Below are 15,960 nucleotides of genomic sequence, written 5' to 3' on the forward strand. Positions count from 1 at the left end.
TTCATAAAATATGAGCGGTAAAAAAAGATATGCAACATCTATCATATTTCTATCGAAAGTACATATATTTCTTACTAGTCCAAATGAATGTACGAGTAGTCAATTGTTAACGTCTCAAAGTCAGTTGACGACCAAACTGTAGGAGGGATTCTCTTGGAGAAAGTGGATATCTTTAAGGACATTGCAGAACGAACGGGAGGGGACATTTACCTGGGGGTTGTTGGAGCAGTCCGTACAGGCAAATCAACCTTTATTAAGCGTTTTGTGGAATCTGTAGTGCTTCCGAACATTCAAAGCGAAGCGGATAGGATCCGGGCTACCGATGAACTCCCGCAGAGCGCTGCTGGCCGCACGATTATGACAACGGAGCCAAAGTTCGTGCCGAATACGGCGGTCCAAATTTCTGTGGCCGAAGGGCTGAATGTGAATGTGCGCCTTGTTGATTGTGTAGGTTATGCGGTTGATGGCGCCAAAGGCTATGAAGACGAAAACGGTCCGCGCATGATTAATACGCCATGGTTCGATGAACCGATTCCATTCCAGGAAGCGGCTGAAATCGGAACTCGCAAAGTGATTCAGGAGCATTCAACACTAGGCGTTGTGGTGACAACCGATGGCACGATCTCGGATATCCCACGGTCATCCTATGTGCTGGCGGAAGAAAGAGTGATAAATGAGCTGAAGGAAGTGGGCAAACCTTTCATCGTCATTATCAACTCTCAGAAGCCAAACAGTGAACCGGCGCTTGAGCTGCGCAGCGAGCTGCAAAGCCGCTATGATGTGCCAGTAGTGACAATGAGCGTGGCAAGTGCAGGCGAAGAAGAGATGGTTTCTGTCCTGCGTGAAGTGCTCTACGAATTCCCTGTTCATGAAGTGAATGTGAATTTGCCAAGCTGGGTCATGGTTCTAGACGAGAATCATTGGCTGCGTACTCAATTCGAAAACTCCGTACGTGATACGGTTCAAGATATTAGACGCTTGCGCGACGTGGATCGTGTCGTCAGCCAGTTTGCTGAATACGAGTTTATTGACAAAGCGGCACTTGCTGGGCTCAATATGGGTCAGGGTGTGGCCGAGATTGATCTCTTTGCGCCAGATGAACTCTATGATCGTATCTTGGTGGAAGTGGTCGGTGTTGAAATTCGCGGCAAAGATCACCTTCTGCAGTTGATGCAGGACTTCACGCACGCCAAACGAGAGTATGATCAATTCGCTGAGGCGCTGGAAATGGTCAAAACAACCGGTTACGGTATCGCACCTCCAACGCTCGCAGAGATGGCGCTGGATGAGCCGGAATTGATCCGCCAAGGCTCTAGATTTGGTGTCCGTTTACGGGCAACCGCTCCGTCGATTCATATGATTCGGGTGGATGTCGAGTCTGAATTCTCTCCGATTATTGGAACCGAGAAGCAAAGTGAAGAGCTTGTCCGCTATTTGATGCAGGATTTTGAAGATAATCCGCTCAAAATTTGGGAATCCGATATTTTCGGAAGATCCTTGCATTCCATTGTGCGTGAAGGCATTCAAGGGAAACTTGCGCAAATGCCGGACAATGCGCGCTACAAACTGCAAGAAACACTTGGTCGTATTATTAACGAGGGATCTGGCGGTTTAATTGCCATAATTTTGTAAGAAAGTAGACAAAAAAACACTCGCGAGAGTGTTTTTTGTCGTTTTATAGCAAAAATACCCACATAAAATGGAAAACGATACTTGAAATTGATGTCATAGTATATTACTATGAATTTATTCGTCTGCTTTCGATGTTCATTTTTACTAAGAAAATCAACGTTTTTTCACGGATTCATGTATATTTTCTGACGAAACGGTGAAAACAGGAAGTAACGGAAGTAAGAAATCTTGGGGGGAGGTGAATGGCATGAATAAATCTGAATTGATTAACAAGGTTGCTGAAACCTCTGAGCTTTCCAAGAAAGATGCAACGAAAGCAGTTGATGCTGTTTTTGAAGCAATTTCCGAAGCGCTGCAAGGCGGGGATAAAGTACAATTAGTTGGGTTTGGTAACTTTGAAGTTCGTGAACGTTCCGCTCGTAAAGGACGTAATCCACAGACTGGTGATGAAATCGAAATCCCAGCAAGCAAAATTCCAGCTTTCAAACCTGGTAAAGCACTTAAAGATGGCATTCAATAATTGCGTTTTACATACTATTGAACGTTATATAACAACAAAGCCGTGGCCGCATTTTGCTGTCACGGTTTTATTCATTTACAGGCAGAAAATGCCTTTACAATTCGAAAATCTCCTACTATAATTACAAAGTGAATAAGTAGCTTGGGGATACAGACGGGGTATGGCGCAGCCTGGTAGCGCGCACCCTTGGGGTGGGTGAGGTCGCACGTTCGAATCGTGTTACTCCGATTATGAAAAAGACATCGAAAGTCCGATGTCTTTTTCTCTTGCAGAGGCTTGTTCCGATTAATAAGCACTTCTTAGATGATTTAGGGGGAACAGTCTTGAATAAGGTGAAACTGAACGCGCTAGTAAAGTCCCAAGATTGGACAATGTTCGGTATTATTGCATCGATTTACTTAGTTTGGCGAATTGGCGTGGTTGGCAACTGGAGTAAAGAATGTTGGATCTTGTTGTTGATCTGCTTGCTAGGTGTTCGCAAAGATCAAATTGATGTGGATTGGAAGCGGTTTTTTCTTTTCGGTATACCGCTGCTCGGAGTGTTTTATTATTTCTACGGGTCTGGCAACGGATTTTGGTGGAAAATCGCCAACTGGATGTTTGAAAATAACCGCCATCCCTGGCACTGGGATGAATATATGAATGCGATTCCTCTGAACACGGGTGGATGGGCGAGATGGATTGCTACTCCTGCCTTGGATAAAGCCATGGTTTGGATTTATAATTATGGCTTTGTTTTATCCCTGTGGATCTGCATTGTGAGAAGCTTTTGGACACGCAGTATCAAGAAAATGCTATCGTACGCATTATCCGGTCACATGCTGCAGTTTCCGTTAATTTTGCCATTCTACAACCTTATTTTGCTGCATGAAGTGTGGTATGTGAATAAGCAGCCGGATTTATTAAATCGTGTATTTGCGGATCAGAACTCATTGCTTGTAGCTGTGATGAACTGTTTTCCGAGTATGCACACTTCGATCTCCTTTGCTATGCTTCTTCTGGCCTTACGAGAAAAAGATCGTATTTTCAAAACGATGATGGTGACTTACTGCGCTGCGATCATTTTCTCAACGCTATATCTGCAAATCCATTGGTTAATTGATGTATTTGCCGGCATGCTATTCGCTTATGGGACGGTCAAGCTATCGGATTTCCTTATTCGATTGGGTTCTACGCGTGTGCTGCCAGCCAGATTCAAGAAATATTACGGTAACGGCCTGCAAACAACTTCGAATGAAGTTTCAATTTAGGGGCTAGTTGACTTCGGGATGCTTTTTTTGGCATCATTAGGTAAGGGTATATGAAGTGAAGGCAAGAACGGAGGATGAGAATGGACGATACGAGCAAAATGAACCAATCGAACACGAACGGCAATGAATATTTTGTTATCAAAGCCAAAGATAATGGCGTTCATGTTATTGGACTAACACGCGGTCAGGACACACGCTTTCATCATACGGAGAAATTGGACAAGGGCGAGGTTATGATTGCCCAGTTTACAGAGCACACCTCCGCAGTTAAGGTCAGAGGTAAAGCGCTTATCATTACGAAATACGGCACTGTAGATACCGAAGAATAATTTATTATTGATAAAGCAGGCATAGCCTGCTTTTTTTCTTTGTACAATGGTGTATAGAGCTTGTAACAGAAGCAATGTTTATAGTCCGATTTGCTCTTGCTGAATAGCCAGGAGGTGCAATATGATATGAGATGGTCGATGCGTATCGTGATGATGTTAGCGGTATCTATTGTCATAGTCGTTTGTTTATCTTTACTGCCCAAATTGGATAGCTCGATGGGCTTAAGCTCACCATACCACTGGCCAAGCAACCGAATCGGTCAAGTGACGGATAATAATTTACCGGATCTACTCGTTCAAGTGCCTCTGCAAATGCGGATTCGCAAAGTCGAGTTGACCAACGCCCGCATGTCGCTTGATTTGAGTTTGCCTAAAAATGCGGACTCGGCAGCCGTCTATCGGGATTTATACACAATCGCTCAGACTATGCTGATGAAAACAAAAAATGTGAACCAAGTCTGGGTTCGGGTGATCGATTATTCCAATGCCTCGGATAGCGCATCAACACAGCTTGTTCTTGCCATGGTTGCCGAGCGTGAATCTGGGAAGGATATGGAGAAGGGCGCAAATGAGCTCAGCCTTATTCAACTTGAGCAGGAGCTGCAGAATCGGTTTCGGATTACCTATACCTCGAAATGGCAGCAAAGATATCCTTTATAATTAATTGTGCGTCTCTTTACGTGTTATGATATAATGATTTGAATTGAAACTTGACCAACCTTAATGAGATTTGGCACACGGTTACGGAGGCTTTTGCATGAATTCTTATCGGATCCCAGAGATCGCTAAGCAGTACACGGAGTATGATATGATCCAAATTCACACAGACTTGCCCGATTTCCCGGAGCTGCGCACCCGTCTGTTGTTTGCATTCTTGAACGGAAATAGTAAATTGAGCACCTCCAGTGAGTTGTACACGTTAGCGACATCGCTTGTGCAGCTTGCGCTCGACACCCATGAATTGGTTACGGCTTCAAATGACATTAAAGAGAAAAAAGCCGCAAGATCCAGACAGCTTAAAGTTCTTGCTGGAGATTATTTCAGTTCTCGCTTCTATCATCTCCTTGCCGGTGCCGGCCAAATTGACATGATTAAGCAATTGTCGAATGCCATTTGTGATGTCAACAGGTTAAAGATGAATACGTACATGAAAATGAAGCAACTGAAATTATCGGCAGAAGATTACATTCACCAAACGGTGGAGATTAAATCTCAGCTTTTTTTGTCATTCTCGGAGTTCATGTCTGAGGTGTATGACCAAGCTTGGCCGGAGATTTTGAGAAGTTATACGAAATGTGAAGTGCTCTTCGAAGAAATTTTCCGATTGGAGTCTGCTTCGGATTTCAAGGGCAGCTGGGGATTCTGGCACATTTTGCAGCATGGTACTAAGGATGAGCGGAAACAGCTTCAAACCGAGGAGTCGGATCAAGCTAAAGTCCGTACACTGGTGCACAAATATCATATCCCTTCGCAACTGTATCAAATGCTGGATTCTCAGACGAAGCTGCTGCAAGCTAAAGTGAAGCAGCTTGAATCGGACAAACTAATAAGTGAACTGTTTCACATAGGCGAGCCGTTCCTGCGTTTTTTAGCCAAGCAGCCCAAAGTGCTGGAAGAAATTTGAGGTGAACTGACAGATGAATATGACAAAATCAAAAACACCCGTTAAAAACTCGAAAACCAAAGAAGAGTTCGTCCACTCGGTCTTCGAGAGCATTGCGCCAAAGTATGATTTAATGAACAATATTTTAAGCTTCAACAGGCACAAAGCATGGCGTAAATTTACGATGAAGAAGATGAATGTTCAACCTGGCGAGACAGCGATTGATTTATGCTGCGGCACTTGTGATTGGACCATCTCACTAGCCAAAGCAAGCGGCACCGGCAAGATGGTGGGGCTTGATTTCAGCCAAAACATGCTGGACTATGGTGCAGAGAAAATTAAGCAGCTTCACTTGGACAAGCAGATTAAGTTAATTCAAGGCAATGCGATGAGTCTTCCCTTTGACGATAACACGTTTGACTATGCAACGATCGGATTTGCCCTCCGGAATGTACCTGATTTGGAGCAAGTCATTCGTGAAATGCAGCGTGTCGTTAAGCCAGGAGGACTAGTTGTGTCTCTGGAATTGTCCAAACCGACATGGCAGCCGTTTAAGTCCATCTATTATTTTTATTTCCAACGCGTCCTGCCTTTCTTAGGTAAGATGATTGCTCAGAAATACGAGCAGTACAAATGGCTGCCGGAATCATTAATTCATTTTCCCGACCACAAACAATTAGCGGCTATATTTACAAACCTAGGATTAAAGAGTGTACAGGCTTACCCGTTAACAGGCGGGGTTGCGGCCTTGCATATTGGCACCAAGGGGAATACGAAATCAGGAGAGTAATGCGCATATGTTTACTAAACTAAAAATCTTTCTGGAAATGATTAAATTCGAACACAGTGTCTTTGCACTGCCTTTTGCATTCATGGGAGCGATTCTTGGCTCCGTAGTATTAAATGGACATTTGCCGAGTTGGGCTCAAATTGGCTGGATTACACTAGCAATGGTGGGAGCTAGAACCGCTGCGATGGCCTTAAACCGTGTAATTGATAAAGCGATTGATAAGAAAAATCCGCGCACTGAGAATCGCGCAATACCCGCCGGGTTAATCTCCATTCCGCAAGTTATTATTTATATTATTATTTCTTTTGCTTTGCTTTTCTGGGCAACTTCCAATCTAAGCTCGTTATCCATGAAACTGCTGCCTATCGCAGTGTTTTTTCTTGTCTTTTACTCTTATACCAAAAGATTTACCTGGACCTGCCACTTTGTGCTCGGTTTGACTTTAGGCTTGGCACCGCTTGGCGGCTGGATTGCCGTAACAGGCCAATTCACATGGGCATCCATCGTATTTTATTTGACGGTCGTTTGCTGGAGCGCTGGATTTGATCTCATCTATGCGTGTCAGGATGCAGAATTTGACCGTAATGAAGGTCTTCATTCCTTGCCTAGCCGCTTTGGCATCAAGGCCGCATTGAACACAGCTCGTGTCCTTCACGTACTGACAGCGGTTGGTCTGGTTACCTTATTCTTCATTACACATTTGAGCTGGTTTTATCTAGTAGGACTCGTTATTGCTTATTTTATTTTGTACAAAGAACACAGACTTGTTTCGCCACAGGATTTATCTAAATTGAATACAGCCTTTTTTACAATGAACGGTGTGCTTAGTCTTGTGATGTTTGCTTTTACACTGCTTGATGTGCTTGTGAGAGAGTACTTATGAGCGGCGGCAATTGGGTGGTAGGGATTACTGGGGCAAGCGGAGCTGTTTATGGCGTTCGGTTGTGTCAGGTCATGCTGGATCAAGGCTTGGATGTGCATTTGATTGTCACAGAGGCCGGTTGGCGAGTGCTGCATGATGAGATGGGCTGGCAGGCAAGCAAACGCAAAGAAATGCTGCAAGAGCATTTTGGCGGCCGTACAGGCTCATTCGAGCACCATCCGATTGCTGATATTGGAGCAACCGTTGCCAGTGGATCCTTTCGGACAAAAGGGATGGTTGTCATCCCTTGCTCGATGGGCACGTTATCTGGCATCGCGCATGGCTCATCCGATAATTTGCTGGAACGGACAGCCGATGTGATGCTGAAAGAAGGAAGAAAATTAATTCTGGTTCCAAGGGAAACGCCATTGCATGCCATACATTTGGAAAACATGCTGACCTTGTCTAGAATGGGCGTACGTATGATTCCGGCTATGCCAGCCTTTTATCATCGTCCGAGCTCTATTGAGGAGATGGTCGATTTCTTGGTAGGCAAGGTGCTGGACAGTATGGACATTGAGCATTCCTTGTACCGAAGATGGGGTGATAACGATGAGTAGCTCTGACCCGAAAATTCGTATTGGCCGTATCAATTATACCAACGTCTGGCCGATCTATTATTATTTTCCTGAACTGATGAACACGTCCGAGGTCGATATTATTGAGCAGGTTCCGACTTCGTTGAATAAAGCGATGGCTGCCGGAGATATTGATATGGGGCCAATCTCCTCTTTTGCTTATGGAGAGTCATTTGAGAATTATTTGTTATATCCGGATCTTTCCGTAAGTGCATATGGAGAAGTCAATTCCATCCTGTTGTTTCATGAGAAGCCGCTCCGCGAGATTGCGAACGGGCATATTTTGCTGCCCACAACTTCAGCTACATCGGTAAACTTGCTCAAGATCATCCTTGAGAAGTTTTACGAGGGGAAACCCACTTATGAATATGCAACTCCCGATGTCGAGCAGATGATGGCGCTTGGGGACGGTGCACTGCTCATCGGAGATGATGCGATTAAAGAGAGTTGGCGCAATAAAACGTATATGATTACGGATCTTGGGCAAGAATGGGCGAAATGGACAGGACAATGGATTTCTTTTGCCGTATGGGCGATACGCAAGGAGACGGCAGACCTGTATCCGGAGCTTGTGGCCAATGTGTTTAATGCATTCATGGCAAGTAAAGCGAAAGCACACAGTAATCCGGAAGAAATGATTGAGGAGGCGCAAGCTTCCGTTGGCGGTACGGCTTCCTATTGGCATCATTACTTTCATACGTTATGTTATGATTTTGGTCCGGAACAATGGGAAGGGCTTGCTTCCTATTACAAGTATTGTTATGAGCTTGGGTTCCTGCCGAAGCCGGTAAGCATCGCTTTATGGTCAGAGAATAAAGTGGCACGGGTGACAGAATGAAAAATTTAATCGATATTTATTCAAGAAAGAAAAAAGATATAGCGGCAATTGAAAAAACGCTTGAGGAAAGCGTATACTCCGATCACGCCATGTTGAGAGAAACATCAAATCATCTATTGAAAGCTGGCGGCAAACGAATTCGTCCTGTTTTTGTACTGCTTTCGGGCGAGTTCGGCAACTATCAGTTGGAAACGATGAAGCGCGTGGCCGTGCCGTTGGAGCTCATTCATATGGCATCGCTTGTTCACGATGATGTTATTGATGATGCGAATACAAGACGCGGGCAATTAACAGTCCGATCCAAATGGGATAACCGGATTGCGATGTATACAGGTGATTACATATTTGCAAAGGCATTAGGCGTCATCACTCAAATTCACAAGCCAGCGGTACATCAGATCATGTCTAAAGCGATTGTAGAGATGTCCATTGGTGAGATGGAACAAATCCGGTTCTTTTTTCACTCCGAGCAAACGATTCGTGATTACTTATTGAGAATCAGGCGCAAAACAGCGCTGCTTATCGCTATTTCCTGTCAATTGGGTGCAATGGCTGCGGATGCGCCGGATTGGATTAGCAATAAACTTTATGGTTTTGGCTACAACGTGGGGATGGCTTTCCAAATCAGAGACGATATTCTGGATCTTATCGGGACCGAGAAGCAGATCGGGAAACCGCCAGGTTCCGATGTGAAGCAAGGTAACATTACGATTCCTGTCTTGTTTGCTATGCAGGACCCGGCACTTAAACCGCTTATTTTGGCTGAGTTAGACCGTATACATAAATTAGATGGACAAACAGATGTTAGCACTTTTTTGGATATCATCCGTCACAGTGAAGGTATTGCTATGGCAGATACGCTGTCGCAGAAATACATTGACAAGGCAATTGCTTCTTTGGATAAGCTGCCGAACGGGCAAGCCAAAAAAGATTTAATCGAAGTTGCACATTTCATCGGCAATCGCTCGTACTAAAGTGATTTGAGAAAAGCTGCCAGAAAGTGTAAACTAAGAGGGAATACATAAGATTTAACCCTTTTGGGCGTACAGGCCTACGATGGAAGTCAGTTTTCTAACGAAAACTCAGTAGTTGCTTATGAAGCAAGTTTTCTAAAGAAAACGCTAAGGAGGATATCGTTACATGGAAAAAACATTCTTGATGGTGAAACCGGATGGCGTACAGCGCGGCCTGATCGGTGAAATTGTAAAGCGTTTTGAACAGAAAGGCTTTCAACTTATTGGCAGCAAATTGACGATGGTCTCGAGAGAACAAGCTGCATTTCATTATGCTGAACATGAAGGCAAAGATTTCTACGAAAGACTCGTTAATTTCATTACCTCCGGTCCTGTCTTCGCAATGGTGTGGCAGGGAGATCAAGTTATTCCTTTATCCCGCACGTTAATCGGCAAAACGAATTCATTGGAAGCGGCACCTGGTACGATTCGTGGCGATTATGCGGTACATACGAACTTCAATCTCATTCATGGCTCGGATTCACCGGAAAGCGCTGAACGCGAGATCGGTAATTTCTTTAAAGCGGACGAGCTTCTCGATTATACGAAAATCATTCAGCAGTGGATTTAGCAATTCGAAACCTGAAGAACCTGACATCTTTCCAGATGCAGGTTCTTTTTTTTGTCGTGCTTTGAAGGAATTTGGCAACGAATGAAAGAATGTATGTTATTTAGACAAAGACCAAGGTGGGTGGACAGCATGGAAGAGGATCAGGATTTTTTGTTATTTATAAAAAAAGTAAAAGAACATACGTCCATAGATCTTGCTCTTTATAAAGAGGCACAAATGAAAAGACGTCTGACAACACTTCGAATGAAACGTGGTTATCAAACGTTTGTTTCCTTTTTTGATGCCATGATGAAAAATAAAGAACTCTTTTATGAATTTCTGGATCGGATGACTATCAACGTTTCCGAGTTTTGGCGGAACCCGAATCGCTGGGAGCTGGTGGAATCAAGATTCATTCCCGAAATGCTCAAAAAGAATCGAAGACTGAAGGTTTGGAGCGCTGCTTGTTCAACAGGAGAGGAGCCTTATACGTTAGCCATGATTCTGGCGGAGCAGGGGGCCTTGAACGATGTCCATTTGCTTGCGACGGATATCGATGAGGGCGCCCTGGATAAAGCGCGCAAAGCGGCCTACCTCGATCGCTCCTTGCGAGATGTTCCCGAGAAGTATGTGAAGAAATATTTTCGGCAGGATCAGCTTATGTATCATGTTTCAGATGACTTGAAAAAAACAGTAAAATTTCAAAAGCAGAATCTGCTTGTCGATACGTTTGATACCGGGTTCGATTTGATTGTATGCCGAAATGTGATCATTTACTTTACTGAAGAAGCGAAGCATGTGTTATATCAGAAATTTGCAAAAGCATTAAAGCCAGGAGGGTTACTATTCGTTGGGTCGACTGAGCAAATTTTTTCACCAGGGCAGTATGACTTAGAACCGGCGGATACTTTCTTTTATAGGAAAAAGGGTGTATAAGATCTTCCATATCTTCCAATACTAAGATGTAGCAAAGCTCAATGAACGTTAATGAGTACAATACATAAAAATGATGCAACTCTTAGGGGGCTCTTATGGACAAACGCAAAGTGATAACCGCTTATCGTAGGGGAATGATCTCCATTCAGGAATGTGCACAAATTTTGGGAGTAGATTCGTCGCAAATCATGGGTTTGATGAATGACCCACAAATGGCAGAACTTCCAAGAGTTGTCCAAAAGCAGCCCATGCACGGGTAACCATTGCTCCTGAGCCGATGTTAACACGCTTGCGCCTAAGGGAATACCCCTTATATGCAAAGCGTGTTTTTGCGTTTGTGCTGTTGCCAAACCAGAGTACCTATACTATAATGACTAAAAGATAATCGCGCGTCAAAGCGCTAAAGCGTTTGGAAACAATTTCAAGTTGAAACGGCAGTAACTTCATCTTGGCAGCACTTATAAGCAAATGCTTCACCAAATTATAGGGGGTAACGGATTGTGAGATATTTAACGGCTGGAGAAACACATGGACCGCAGCTCACTGCGATTATTGAAGGGTTTCCAAGTAATGTAACCCTTAACTTTGAGGATTTGAATTTTCAATTACATAGACGTCAGAAAGGGTATGGCCGTGGTCGTCGGATGCAAATCGAGAAAGATACGGCTACGATTGCCGGCGGTGTGCGCCATGGCAAAACAACAGGTGCTCCAATAGCGTTAGTTGTTGTCAACAATGACTGGAAGCATTGGACAACCGTTATGGGCATTGAGCCGGTCGAAGAGGATAACGAAGGCAAACGCCGCGTGAACCGTCCTCGCCCTGGGCATGCCGATTTGAACGGCGGTTTGAAATATAATCAAAAAGATCTGCGCAACATTTTGGAGCGCTCAAGCGCCCGCGAAACGACTATGCGCGTAGCGACTGGGGCTGTAGCACGCCAATTGCTGGCAGAGTTCGGAATTAAGGTGGCTGGACAAGTCATCCGCATCGGGGATGTAGAAGCACAGCGTCAAGAACTTCCGATCGATGAACTGATTGCAATTACCGAGGAATCACCGGTGCGTGTGGTTGACAAAGAAGCGGAAGCCAAAATGATCGCGGCGATCGACGCTGCCAAAGAAGATGGCGACACACTCGGCGGTATCGTTGAAGTTATCATTGAAGGCGTGCCGGTAGGATTGGGCAGCCACGTACAATGGGATCGCAAATTGGATGGGAAAATTGCGCAAGCGGTTCTATCTATTCAAGCATTCAAAGGCGTGGAATTCGGTATTGGGTTTGAAGCTGCGGAGCGCAGAGGATCGAATGTCCATGATGAAATTTTATATACAGAAGAAAGTGGCTTTAGACGCAGAACGAATCGTGCAGGCGGATTCGAAGGCGGGATGACGACTGGCGAGCAAATTATCGTTCGCGGTGTAATGAAGCCGATCTCGACACTCTACAAACCGCTGCAAAGCGTGGATATCGATACGAAAGAAGTATTCACAGCGCAGGTTGAGCGTTCCGATACTTGTGCAGTCCCGGCTGCGGGCGTCATTATGGAGAATGTCATTGCATGGGAAGTGGCGAATGCCTTCTTGGATAAATTCGGCGGGGACTCCATTGAGGAAATTCGTGCGAATCTCAACAACTTCTTGAAACAAGTGGAGAACTACTAATATGAGAGAGCTTACGGTAGAGCTTGGCGAACGTTCTTATCCGATCTACATTGGTCAAGGCGTCCTGAACGATATCACGGCTTTGTTCGACCGCGCGAAGCTCAGCCGCAAGTCACCGCTGCTTGTCGTCACCGATAGCGAGGTGGCTCCGCTGCACCTTGAGCGCGTTATGGCGCTGCTCCGCGAAGGCGGCTTCGCCGCAACGTCCTGCGTCGTTCCCGCAGGCGAAACATCCAAATCCCTCGCGCAGCTCGAGGGAATTGTCACCACCGCCCTCCAGGCGGGCCTTGATCGCAGTTCTGCGATCGTCGCCCTTGGAGGAGGCGTGGTCGGCGATCTCGCCGGCTTCGCGGCGGCGAGTTTCATGCGCGGGATCCGCTTCGTGCAGATCCCGACGACGATTCTTGCCCACGACAGCTCTGTCGGCGGCAAGGTAGCCGTAAACCACCCGATGGCGAAGAACATCATCGGGGCGTTCCACCAGCCCGAGCTCGTTCTCTTCGACATCGACTTGCTTCTGACTTTGCCGCCGCGCCAAGTGAAGGCGGGCCTCTCCGAAGTGATCAAGCATGGCTTGATCTGGGATGCTGAGTTCACGCAGTGGTGTGACGACAATGCAGAGCGCTTGTTATCTCTTGATCCAGAAGCGCTTAGTTATGCGCTGTATATAGGCTGCAAAGTGAAGGCGATCGTCGTCTCTCAAGATGAACGGGAGAACGATTTGCGCGCCATCTTAAATTTAGGACATACGATTGGCCATGCTTTGGAAGCAGTGGCTGGTTATGGTGAGCTGCTGCATGGGGAAGCGATCTCCATCGGTATGGTTGGGGCTGCCAAGCTTGCCCAGGAATTTGGATACTCTGAAGAAATTCATGAAATAACCAAGGGCCTGTTCTTGAAATACGGACTGCCTGTCAGCATTCCGCCTCATTTGGACACGGATAGCATTATGAGCGCGATGATGCACGATAAGAAATTCAAAGAAGGCACTATGGTCTACATTATTCCTATGGAAATTGGTAAAGTTGAAATCCGTAAGGATGTTACAGTAGAGCAAGTCAGACAAATTGTCGAGCTTCTGAAAGGGGAGAGTGTAGCCGATGTTTTGTAGGGGAATTCGTGGCGCAACGACAGTTGAACACAATGAAGCGGAAGAAATTTTGACCGCTACTGGAGAGCTGCTTCGCGCCATCGTAGAGGCGAATGATTTTCGCCCAGAGGATATTTGTTCGGTTTTTATTACAGTGACGGAAGACATTACAGCAACATTCCCTGCGCGGGCCATTCGTACGATGGTTGGCTGGGAACTCGTGCCGTTAATGTGTTCATTGGAAGTTCCGGTTGAAAATTCATTGCCAAAATGTATCCGTCTCATGGTTCAAGTGAACACAACAAAGAGCCAATCGGAAATCAACCATATTTATTTAAAAGAAGCTAAAGCACTTCGCCCTGATATTGTTAAATTGACAAATGAAGCTGCACGGTAGTATAGTGTAGTTAGATGAGATTAGGTAAGTAGAGCAGAGCAAGTTTAGTTGAGTAGAGCAGAGCCCAGTTGAGATGAGAATGATAGCAGAGAACTGTATGAAGATGAACACGACTCATTCGGAGACGTTTGTTTCGTCATACATTCAACGTTTATTTTTCACATTCTTCTTAATCTTCTACATAAAACTAAAAGCCAGCCTCTACTTCGGTAGAGGCTTTTTTGTTATTCAATTAGAGTTTGGAGCACCTCGGAGAACGACGGAAGGCTCACAAGCTGAGAGGGGATGTAACCATGTATACACCTGAAATTCAAGAAGTGATTCGATTATCCAAAGACTATAACCTCATTCCTGTGGTACGTCATCTATTAGCCGATACAGAAACCCCGATTCGTGTTTTTCAACACTTGTATCAAGAGAAGCGTGCGTTCCTGTTGGAAAGCGTAGAGGGCGGCGTGAAATGGGCTCGATATTCCTTCATTGGAAGCGATCCTTTCCTGATGATTAAGGCGAAACATGGGAAAACGGTCGTTGAAACACAAACCGAGAACAAGGTGACGGATGAGAAACCCATCGATGTGTTGAAGGCGTACCTAAGATCCTACTCCAGTCCTCAGCTTGCGGATCTGCCGAGATTCACGGGCGGCGCTGTCGGATTCTTTGGATACGATCTTCTGCAATACTATGAGAAGCTGCCGGCTCATCAAATTGATGATTTGCAAATGAACGACATTCAATTCATGTTCTGTGATCAAGTTATCGTTTTCGATCATTTTAAACAGCAAATCAAAGTGATTGCTAACGTACATGTGAAGCCTTTTGCAACGGATGCAGAGATCGCTCAAGCTTATCATGCGACTTGTGAGAAAATCGATGCGACGATTGAGAAGATTAAAAGGCCGCTTGGCACGGAAACGATGACACACAATCCGATTGTATCGGAGCCGGATCTTGGCGACATTCGTTCGAATATCACAAAGGAAAAGTACATTGCCAATGTGAATAAAGCGAAGGAATATATTCGTGCCGGTGATATTTTCCAGGTTGTGTTGTCACAGCGTTTTGAGATGGAAACTACGGTCTCACCGCTGCAGGTATATCGGGTTCTGCGTACGATGAATCCATCTCCCTACATGTATGTGCTCAAAATGGATGATGAAGTCGTCGTTGGCACATCACCCGAGCTGCTTGTAAGGGTTGAAGAGGAAAAAGTGGAAACTCGTCCAATTGCCGGAACAAGGCCGCGTGGCAAGACGCCGGAACAAGATTTAGCTTTGGAAAAAGAGCTGCTAGCGGATGAGAAAGAACGCGCTGAACACTTGATGCTAGTGGATTTGGGACGTAATGACATTGGCCGCGTATCGGAATTTGGCACGGTTAAGTGCGATACGTTCATGGATATCGAGCGCTACTCACATGTCATGCATATCGTTTCCAACGTATCTGGAAAAATTGCGAAAGATAAAGATTTCTTCGATGCTTTTCTTTCCTGCATGCCAGCAGGGACGGTGTCTGGAGCGCCGAAGCTGCGAGCTATGGAGATTATTGCTGAGCTGGAGCCAGAGGCACGAGGCACTTATGCTGGGGCTATTGGCTATCTAGGATTCTCAGGGAACTTGGACACATGCATCACGATTCGTACGATTGTTTTCAAACACGGCAAAGCCTATGTGCAAGCAGGCGCGGGAATTGTGTGGGACTCCGTACCGGAGAGCGAATACCAGGAAACGGTGAATAAAGCGACAGCTTTGCTCAAATCGATTCGAATGGCAGAAGCCATGTTTAGTCCAGAACCTAGGCCTGTAAGCGATATTAACAAAGATTACTTTGTTAACTCTTAAGGGAAGA

18 protein-coding genes and 1 tRNA gene are annotated in these 15,960 nt (G+C 45.3%); all 19 read left to right on the forward strand.

Annotated features, from left to right (window positions below; translation table 11 throughout):
* Positions 1-153 precede the first annotated feature (153 nt).
* The 19 genes from spoIVA to trpE all read left to right on the forward strand — a co-directional run bounded on the left by spoIVA (position 154) and on the right by trpE (position 15,953).
* Complete coding sequence (gene spoIVA, locus GON05_RS15900; RefSeq protein WP_090821662.1) at positions 154-1,632, forward strand: stage IV sporulation protein A; 1,479 nt, start codon at positions 154-156, stop codon at positions 1,630-1,632.
* Between the two features lie 247 nt (positions 1,633-1,879).
* The gene (locus tag GON05_RS15905; RefSeq protein WP_145655310.1) at positions 1,880-2,152 is read left to right on the forward strand and encodes an HU family DNA-binding protein; all 273 of its coding nucleotides are present in this window, start codon (positions 1,880-1,882) and stop codon (positions 2,150-2,152) included.
* Positions 2,153-2,306: 154 nt separating this feature from the next.
* Positions 2,307-2,380, forward strand: a tRNA-Pro gene (locus GON05_RS15910).
* Between the two features lie 104 nt (positions 2,381-2,484).
* Positions 2,485-3,402 carry a phosphatase PAP2 family protein gene (locus GON05_RS15915; protein WP_309492343.1) on the forward strand — a complete coding sequence of 306 codons (918 nt, stop codon included), beginning with the start codon at positions 2,485-2,487 and terminating at the stop codon, positions 3,400-3,402.
* A gap of 80 nt (positions 3,403-3,482) precedes the next feature.
* A complete protein-coding gene (gene mtrB, locus GON05_RS15920) occupies positions 3,483-3,731 on the forward strand; it encodes a trp RNA-binding attenuation protein MtrB (RefSeq protein WP_246239167.1) in 249 nt (82 codons plus the stop codon).
* Between the two features lie 126 nt (positions 3,732-3,857).
* Positions 3,858-4,391 (forward strand): hypothetical protein, encoded by a 534-nt coding sequence (locus tag GON05_RS15925; RefSeq protein WP_157319991.1) that lies wholly within the window; start codon positions 3,858-3,860, stop codon positions 4,389-4,391.
* A gap of 97 nt (positions 4,392-4,488) precedes the next feature.
* On the forward strand, positions 4,489-5,355 hold the full coding sequence (locus tag GON05_RS15930; protein ID WP_127451372.1) for a heptaprenyl diphosphate synthase component 1: 867 nt from the start codon (positions 4,489-4,491) through the stop codon (positions 5,353-5,355).
* Positions 5,356-5,374: 19 nt separating this feature from the next.
* The gene (locus tag GON05_RS15935; protein WP_157320062.1) at positions 5,375-6,124 is read left to right on the forward strand and encodes a demethylmenaquinone methyltransferase; all 750 of its coding nucleotides are present in this window, start codon (positions 5,375-5,377) and stop codon (positions 6,122-6,124) included.
* A gap of 7 nt (positions 6,125-6,131) precedes the next feature.
* On the forward strand, positions 6,132-7,007 hold the full coding sequence (locus GON05_RS15940; RefSeq protein WP_157319992.1) for a UbiA-like polyprenyltransferase: 876 nt from the start codon (positions 6,132-6,134) through the stop codon (positions 7,005-7,007).
* On the forward strand, positions 7,004-7,606 hold the full coding sequence (locus GON05_RS15945; RefSeq protein WP_157319993.1) for a UbiX family flavin prenyltransferase: 603 nt from the start codon (positions 7,004-7,006) through the stop codon (positions 7,604-7,606). The genes GON05_RS15940 and GON05_RS15945 overlap by 4 nt, the downstream gene beginning before the upstream one ends.
* Positions 7,599-8,462, forward strand: coding sequence for a menaquinone biosynthetic enzyme MqnA/MqnD family protein (locus GON05_RS15950; RefSeq protein WP_157319994.1), 864 nt, complete (start codon positions 7,599-7,601; stop codon positions 8,460-8,462). The genes GON05_RS15945 and GON05_RS15950 overlap by 8 nt, the downstream gene beginning before the upstream one ends.
* A complete protein-coding gene (locus GON05_RS15955; protein WP_157319995.1) occupies positions 8,459-9,436 on the forward strand; it encodes a polyprenyl synthetase family protein in 978 nt (325 codons plus the stop codon). The genes GON05_RS15950 and GON05_RS15955 overlap by 4 nt, the downstream gene beginning before the upstream one ends.
* 166 nt (positions 9,437-9,602) lie before the next feature.
* A complete protein-coding gene (ndk, locus tag GON05_RS15960) occupies positions 9,603-10,046 on the forward strand; it encodes a nucleoside-diphosphate kinase (RefSeq protein ID WP_157319996.1) in 444 nt (147 codons plus the stop codon).
* Positions 10,047-10,175: 129 nt separating this feature from the next.
* Positions 10,176-10,961: a CheR family methyltransferase gene (locus tag GON05_RS15965; RefSeq protein ID WP_157319997.1), complete on the forward strand. Its 786-nt coding sequence runs from the start codon at positions 10,176-10,178 to the stop codon at positions 10,959-10,961.
* A 95-nt stretch (positions 10,962-11,056) separates the two neighbouring features.
* The gene (locus GON05_RS38855) at positions 11,057-11,221 is read left to right on the forward strand and encodes a hypothetical protein (RefSeq protein ID WP_167053794.1); all 165 of its coding nucleotides are present in this window, start codon (positions 11,057-11,059) and stop codon (positions 11,219-11,221) included.
* A 240-nt stretch (positions 11,222-11,461) separates the two neighbouring features.
* Positions 11,462-12,625: a chorismate synthase gene (gene aroC / locus GON05_RS15970; RefSeq protein ID WP_127451384.1), complete on the forward strand. Its 1,164-nt coding sequence runs from the start codon at positions 11,462-11,464 to the stop codon at positions 12,623-12,625.
* A 1-nt stretch (position 12,626) separates the two neighbouring features.
* Positions 12,627-13,736: a 3-dehydroquinate synthase gene (aroB, locus tag GON05_RS15975; RefSeq protein ID WP_157319998.1), complete on the forward strand. Its 1,110-nt coding sequence runs from the start codon at positions 12,627-12,629 to the stop codon at positions 13,734-13,736.
* Complete coding sequence (gene aroH, locus GON05_RS15980) at positions 13,726-14,112, forward strand: chorismate mutase (RefSeq protein ID WP_157319999.1); 387 nt, start codon at positions 13,726-13,728, stop codon at positions 14,110-14,112. Before aroB ends, aroH begins: the two co-directional genes overlap by 11 nt.
* Positions 14,113-14,405: 293 nt before the next feature.
* On the forward strand, positions 14,406-15,953 hold the full coding sequence (gene trpE / locus GON05_RS15985) for an anthranilate synthase component I (protein WP_157320000.1): 1,548 nt from the start codon (positions 14,406-14,408) through the stop codon (positions 15,951-15,953).
* Positions 15,954-15,960 lie beyond the last annotated feature (7 nt).

This window comes from Paenibacillus anseongensis, assembly GCF_009757995.1.
GTDB lineage: Bacteria > Bacillota > Bacilli > Paenibacillales > NBRC-103111 > Paenibacillus_E > Paenibacillus_E chondroitinus.

Coding starts and splice junctions, on each gene's coding strand:
- GON05_RS15905 (WP_145655310.1), top strand. CDS start 1,880: ATGAATAAATCTGAATTGATTAACAAGGTTGCTGAAACCTCTGAGCTT.
- ndk (WP_157319996.1), top strand. CDS start 9,603: ATGGAAAAAACATTCTTGATGGTGAAACCGGATGGCGTACAGCGCGGC.
- GON05_RS15945 (WP_157319993.1), top strand. CDS start 7,004: ATGAGCGGCGGCAATTGGGTGGTAGGGATTACTGGGGCAAGCGGAGCT.
- GON05_RS15930 (WP_127451372.1), top strand. CDS start 4,489: ATGAATTCTTATCGGATCCCAGAGATCGCTAAGCAGTACACGGAGTAT.
- GON05_RS15925 (WP_157319991.1), top strand. CDS start 3,858: ATGAGATGGTCGATGCGTATCGTGATGATGTTAGCGGTATCTATTGTC.
- aroB (WP_157319998.1), top strand. CDS start 12,627: ATGAGAGAGCTTACGGTAGAGCTTGGCGAACGTTCTTATCCGATCTAC.
- trpE (WP_157320000.1), top strand. CDS start 14,406: ATGTATACACCTGAAATTCAAGAAGTGATTCGATTATCCAAAGACTAT.
- GON05_RS15935 (WP_157320062.1), top strand. CDS start 5,375: ATGACAAAATCAAAAACACCCGTTAAAAACTCGAAAACCAAAGAAGAG.
- GON05_RS15940 (WP_157319992.1), top strand. CDS start 6,132: ATGTTTACTAAACTAAAAATCTTTCTGGAAATGATTAAATTCGAACAC.
- GON05_RS15955 (WP_157319995.1), top strand. CDS start 8,459: ATGAAAAATTTAATCGATATTTATTCAAGAAAGAAAAAAGATATAGCG.
- aroH (WP_157319999.1), top strand. CDS start 13,726: ATGTTTTGTAGGGGAATTCGTGGCGCAACGACAGTTGAACACAATGAA.
- GON05_RS15950 (WP_157319994.1), top strand. CDS start 7,599: ATGAGTAGCTCTGACCCGAAAATTCGTATTGGCCGTATCAATTATACC.
- GON05_RS38855 (WP_167053794.1), top strand. CDS start 11,057: ATGGACAAACGCAAAGTGATAACCGCTTATCGTAGGGGAATGATCTCC.
- GON05_RS15965 (WP_157319997.1), top strand. CDS start 10,176: ATGGAAGAGGATCAGGATTTTTTGTTATTTATAAAAAAAGTAAAAGAA.
- mtrB (WP_246239167.1), top strand. CDS start 3,483: ATGGACGATACGAGCAAAATGAACCAATCGAACACGAACGGCAATGAA.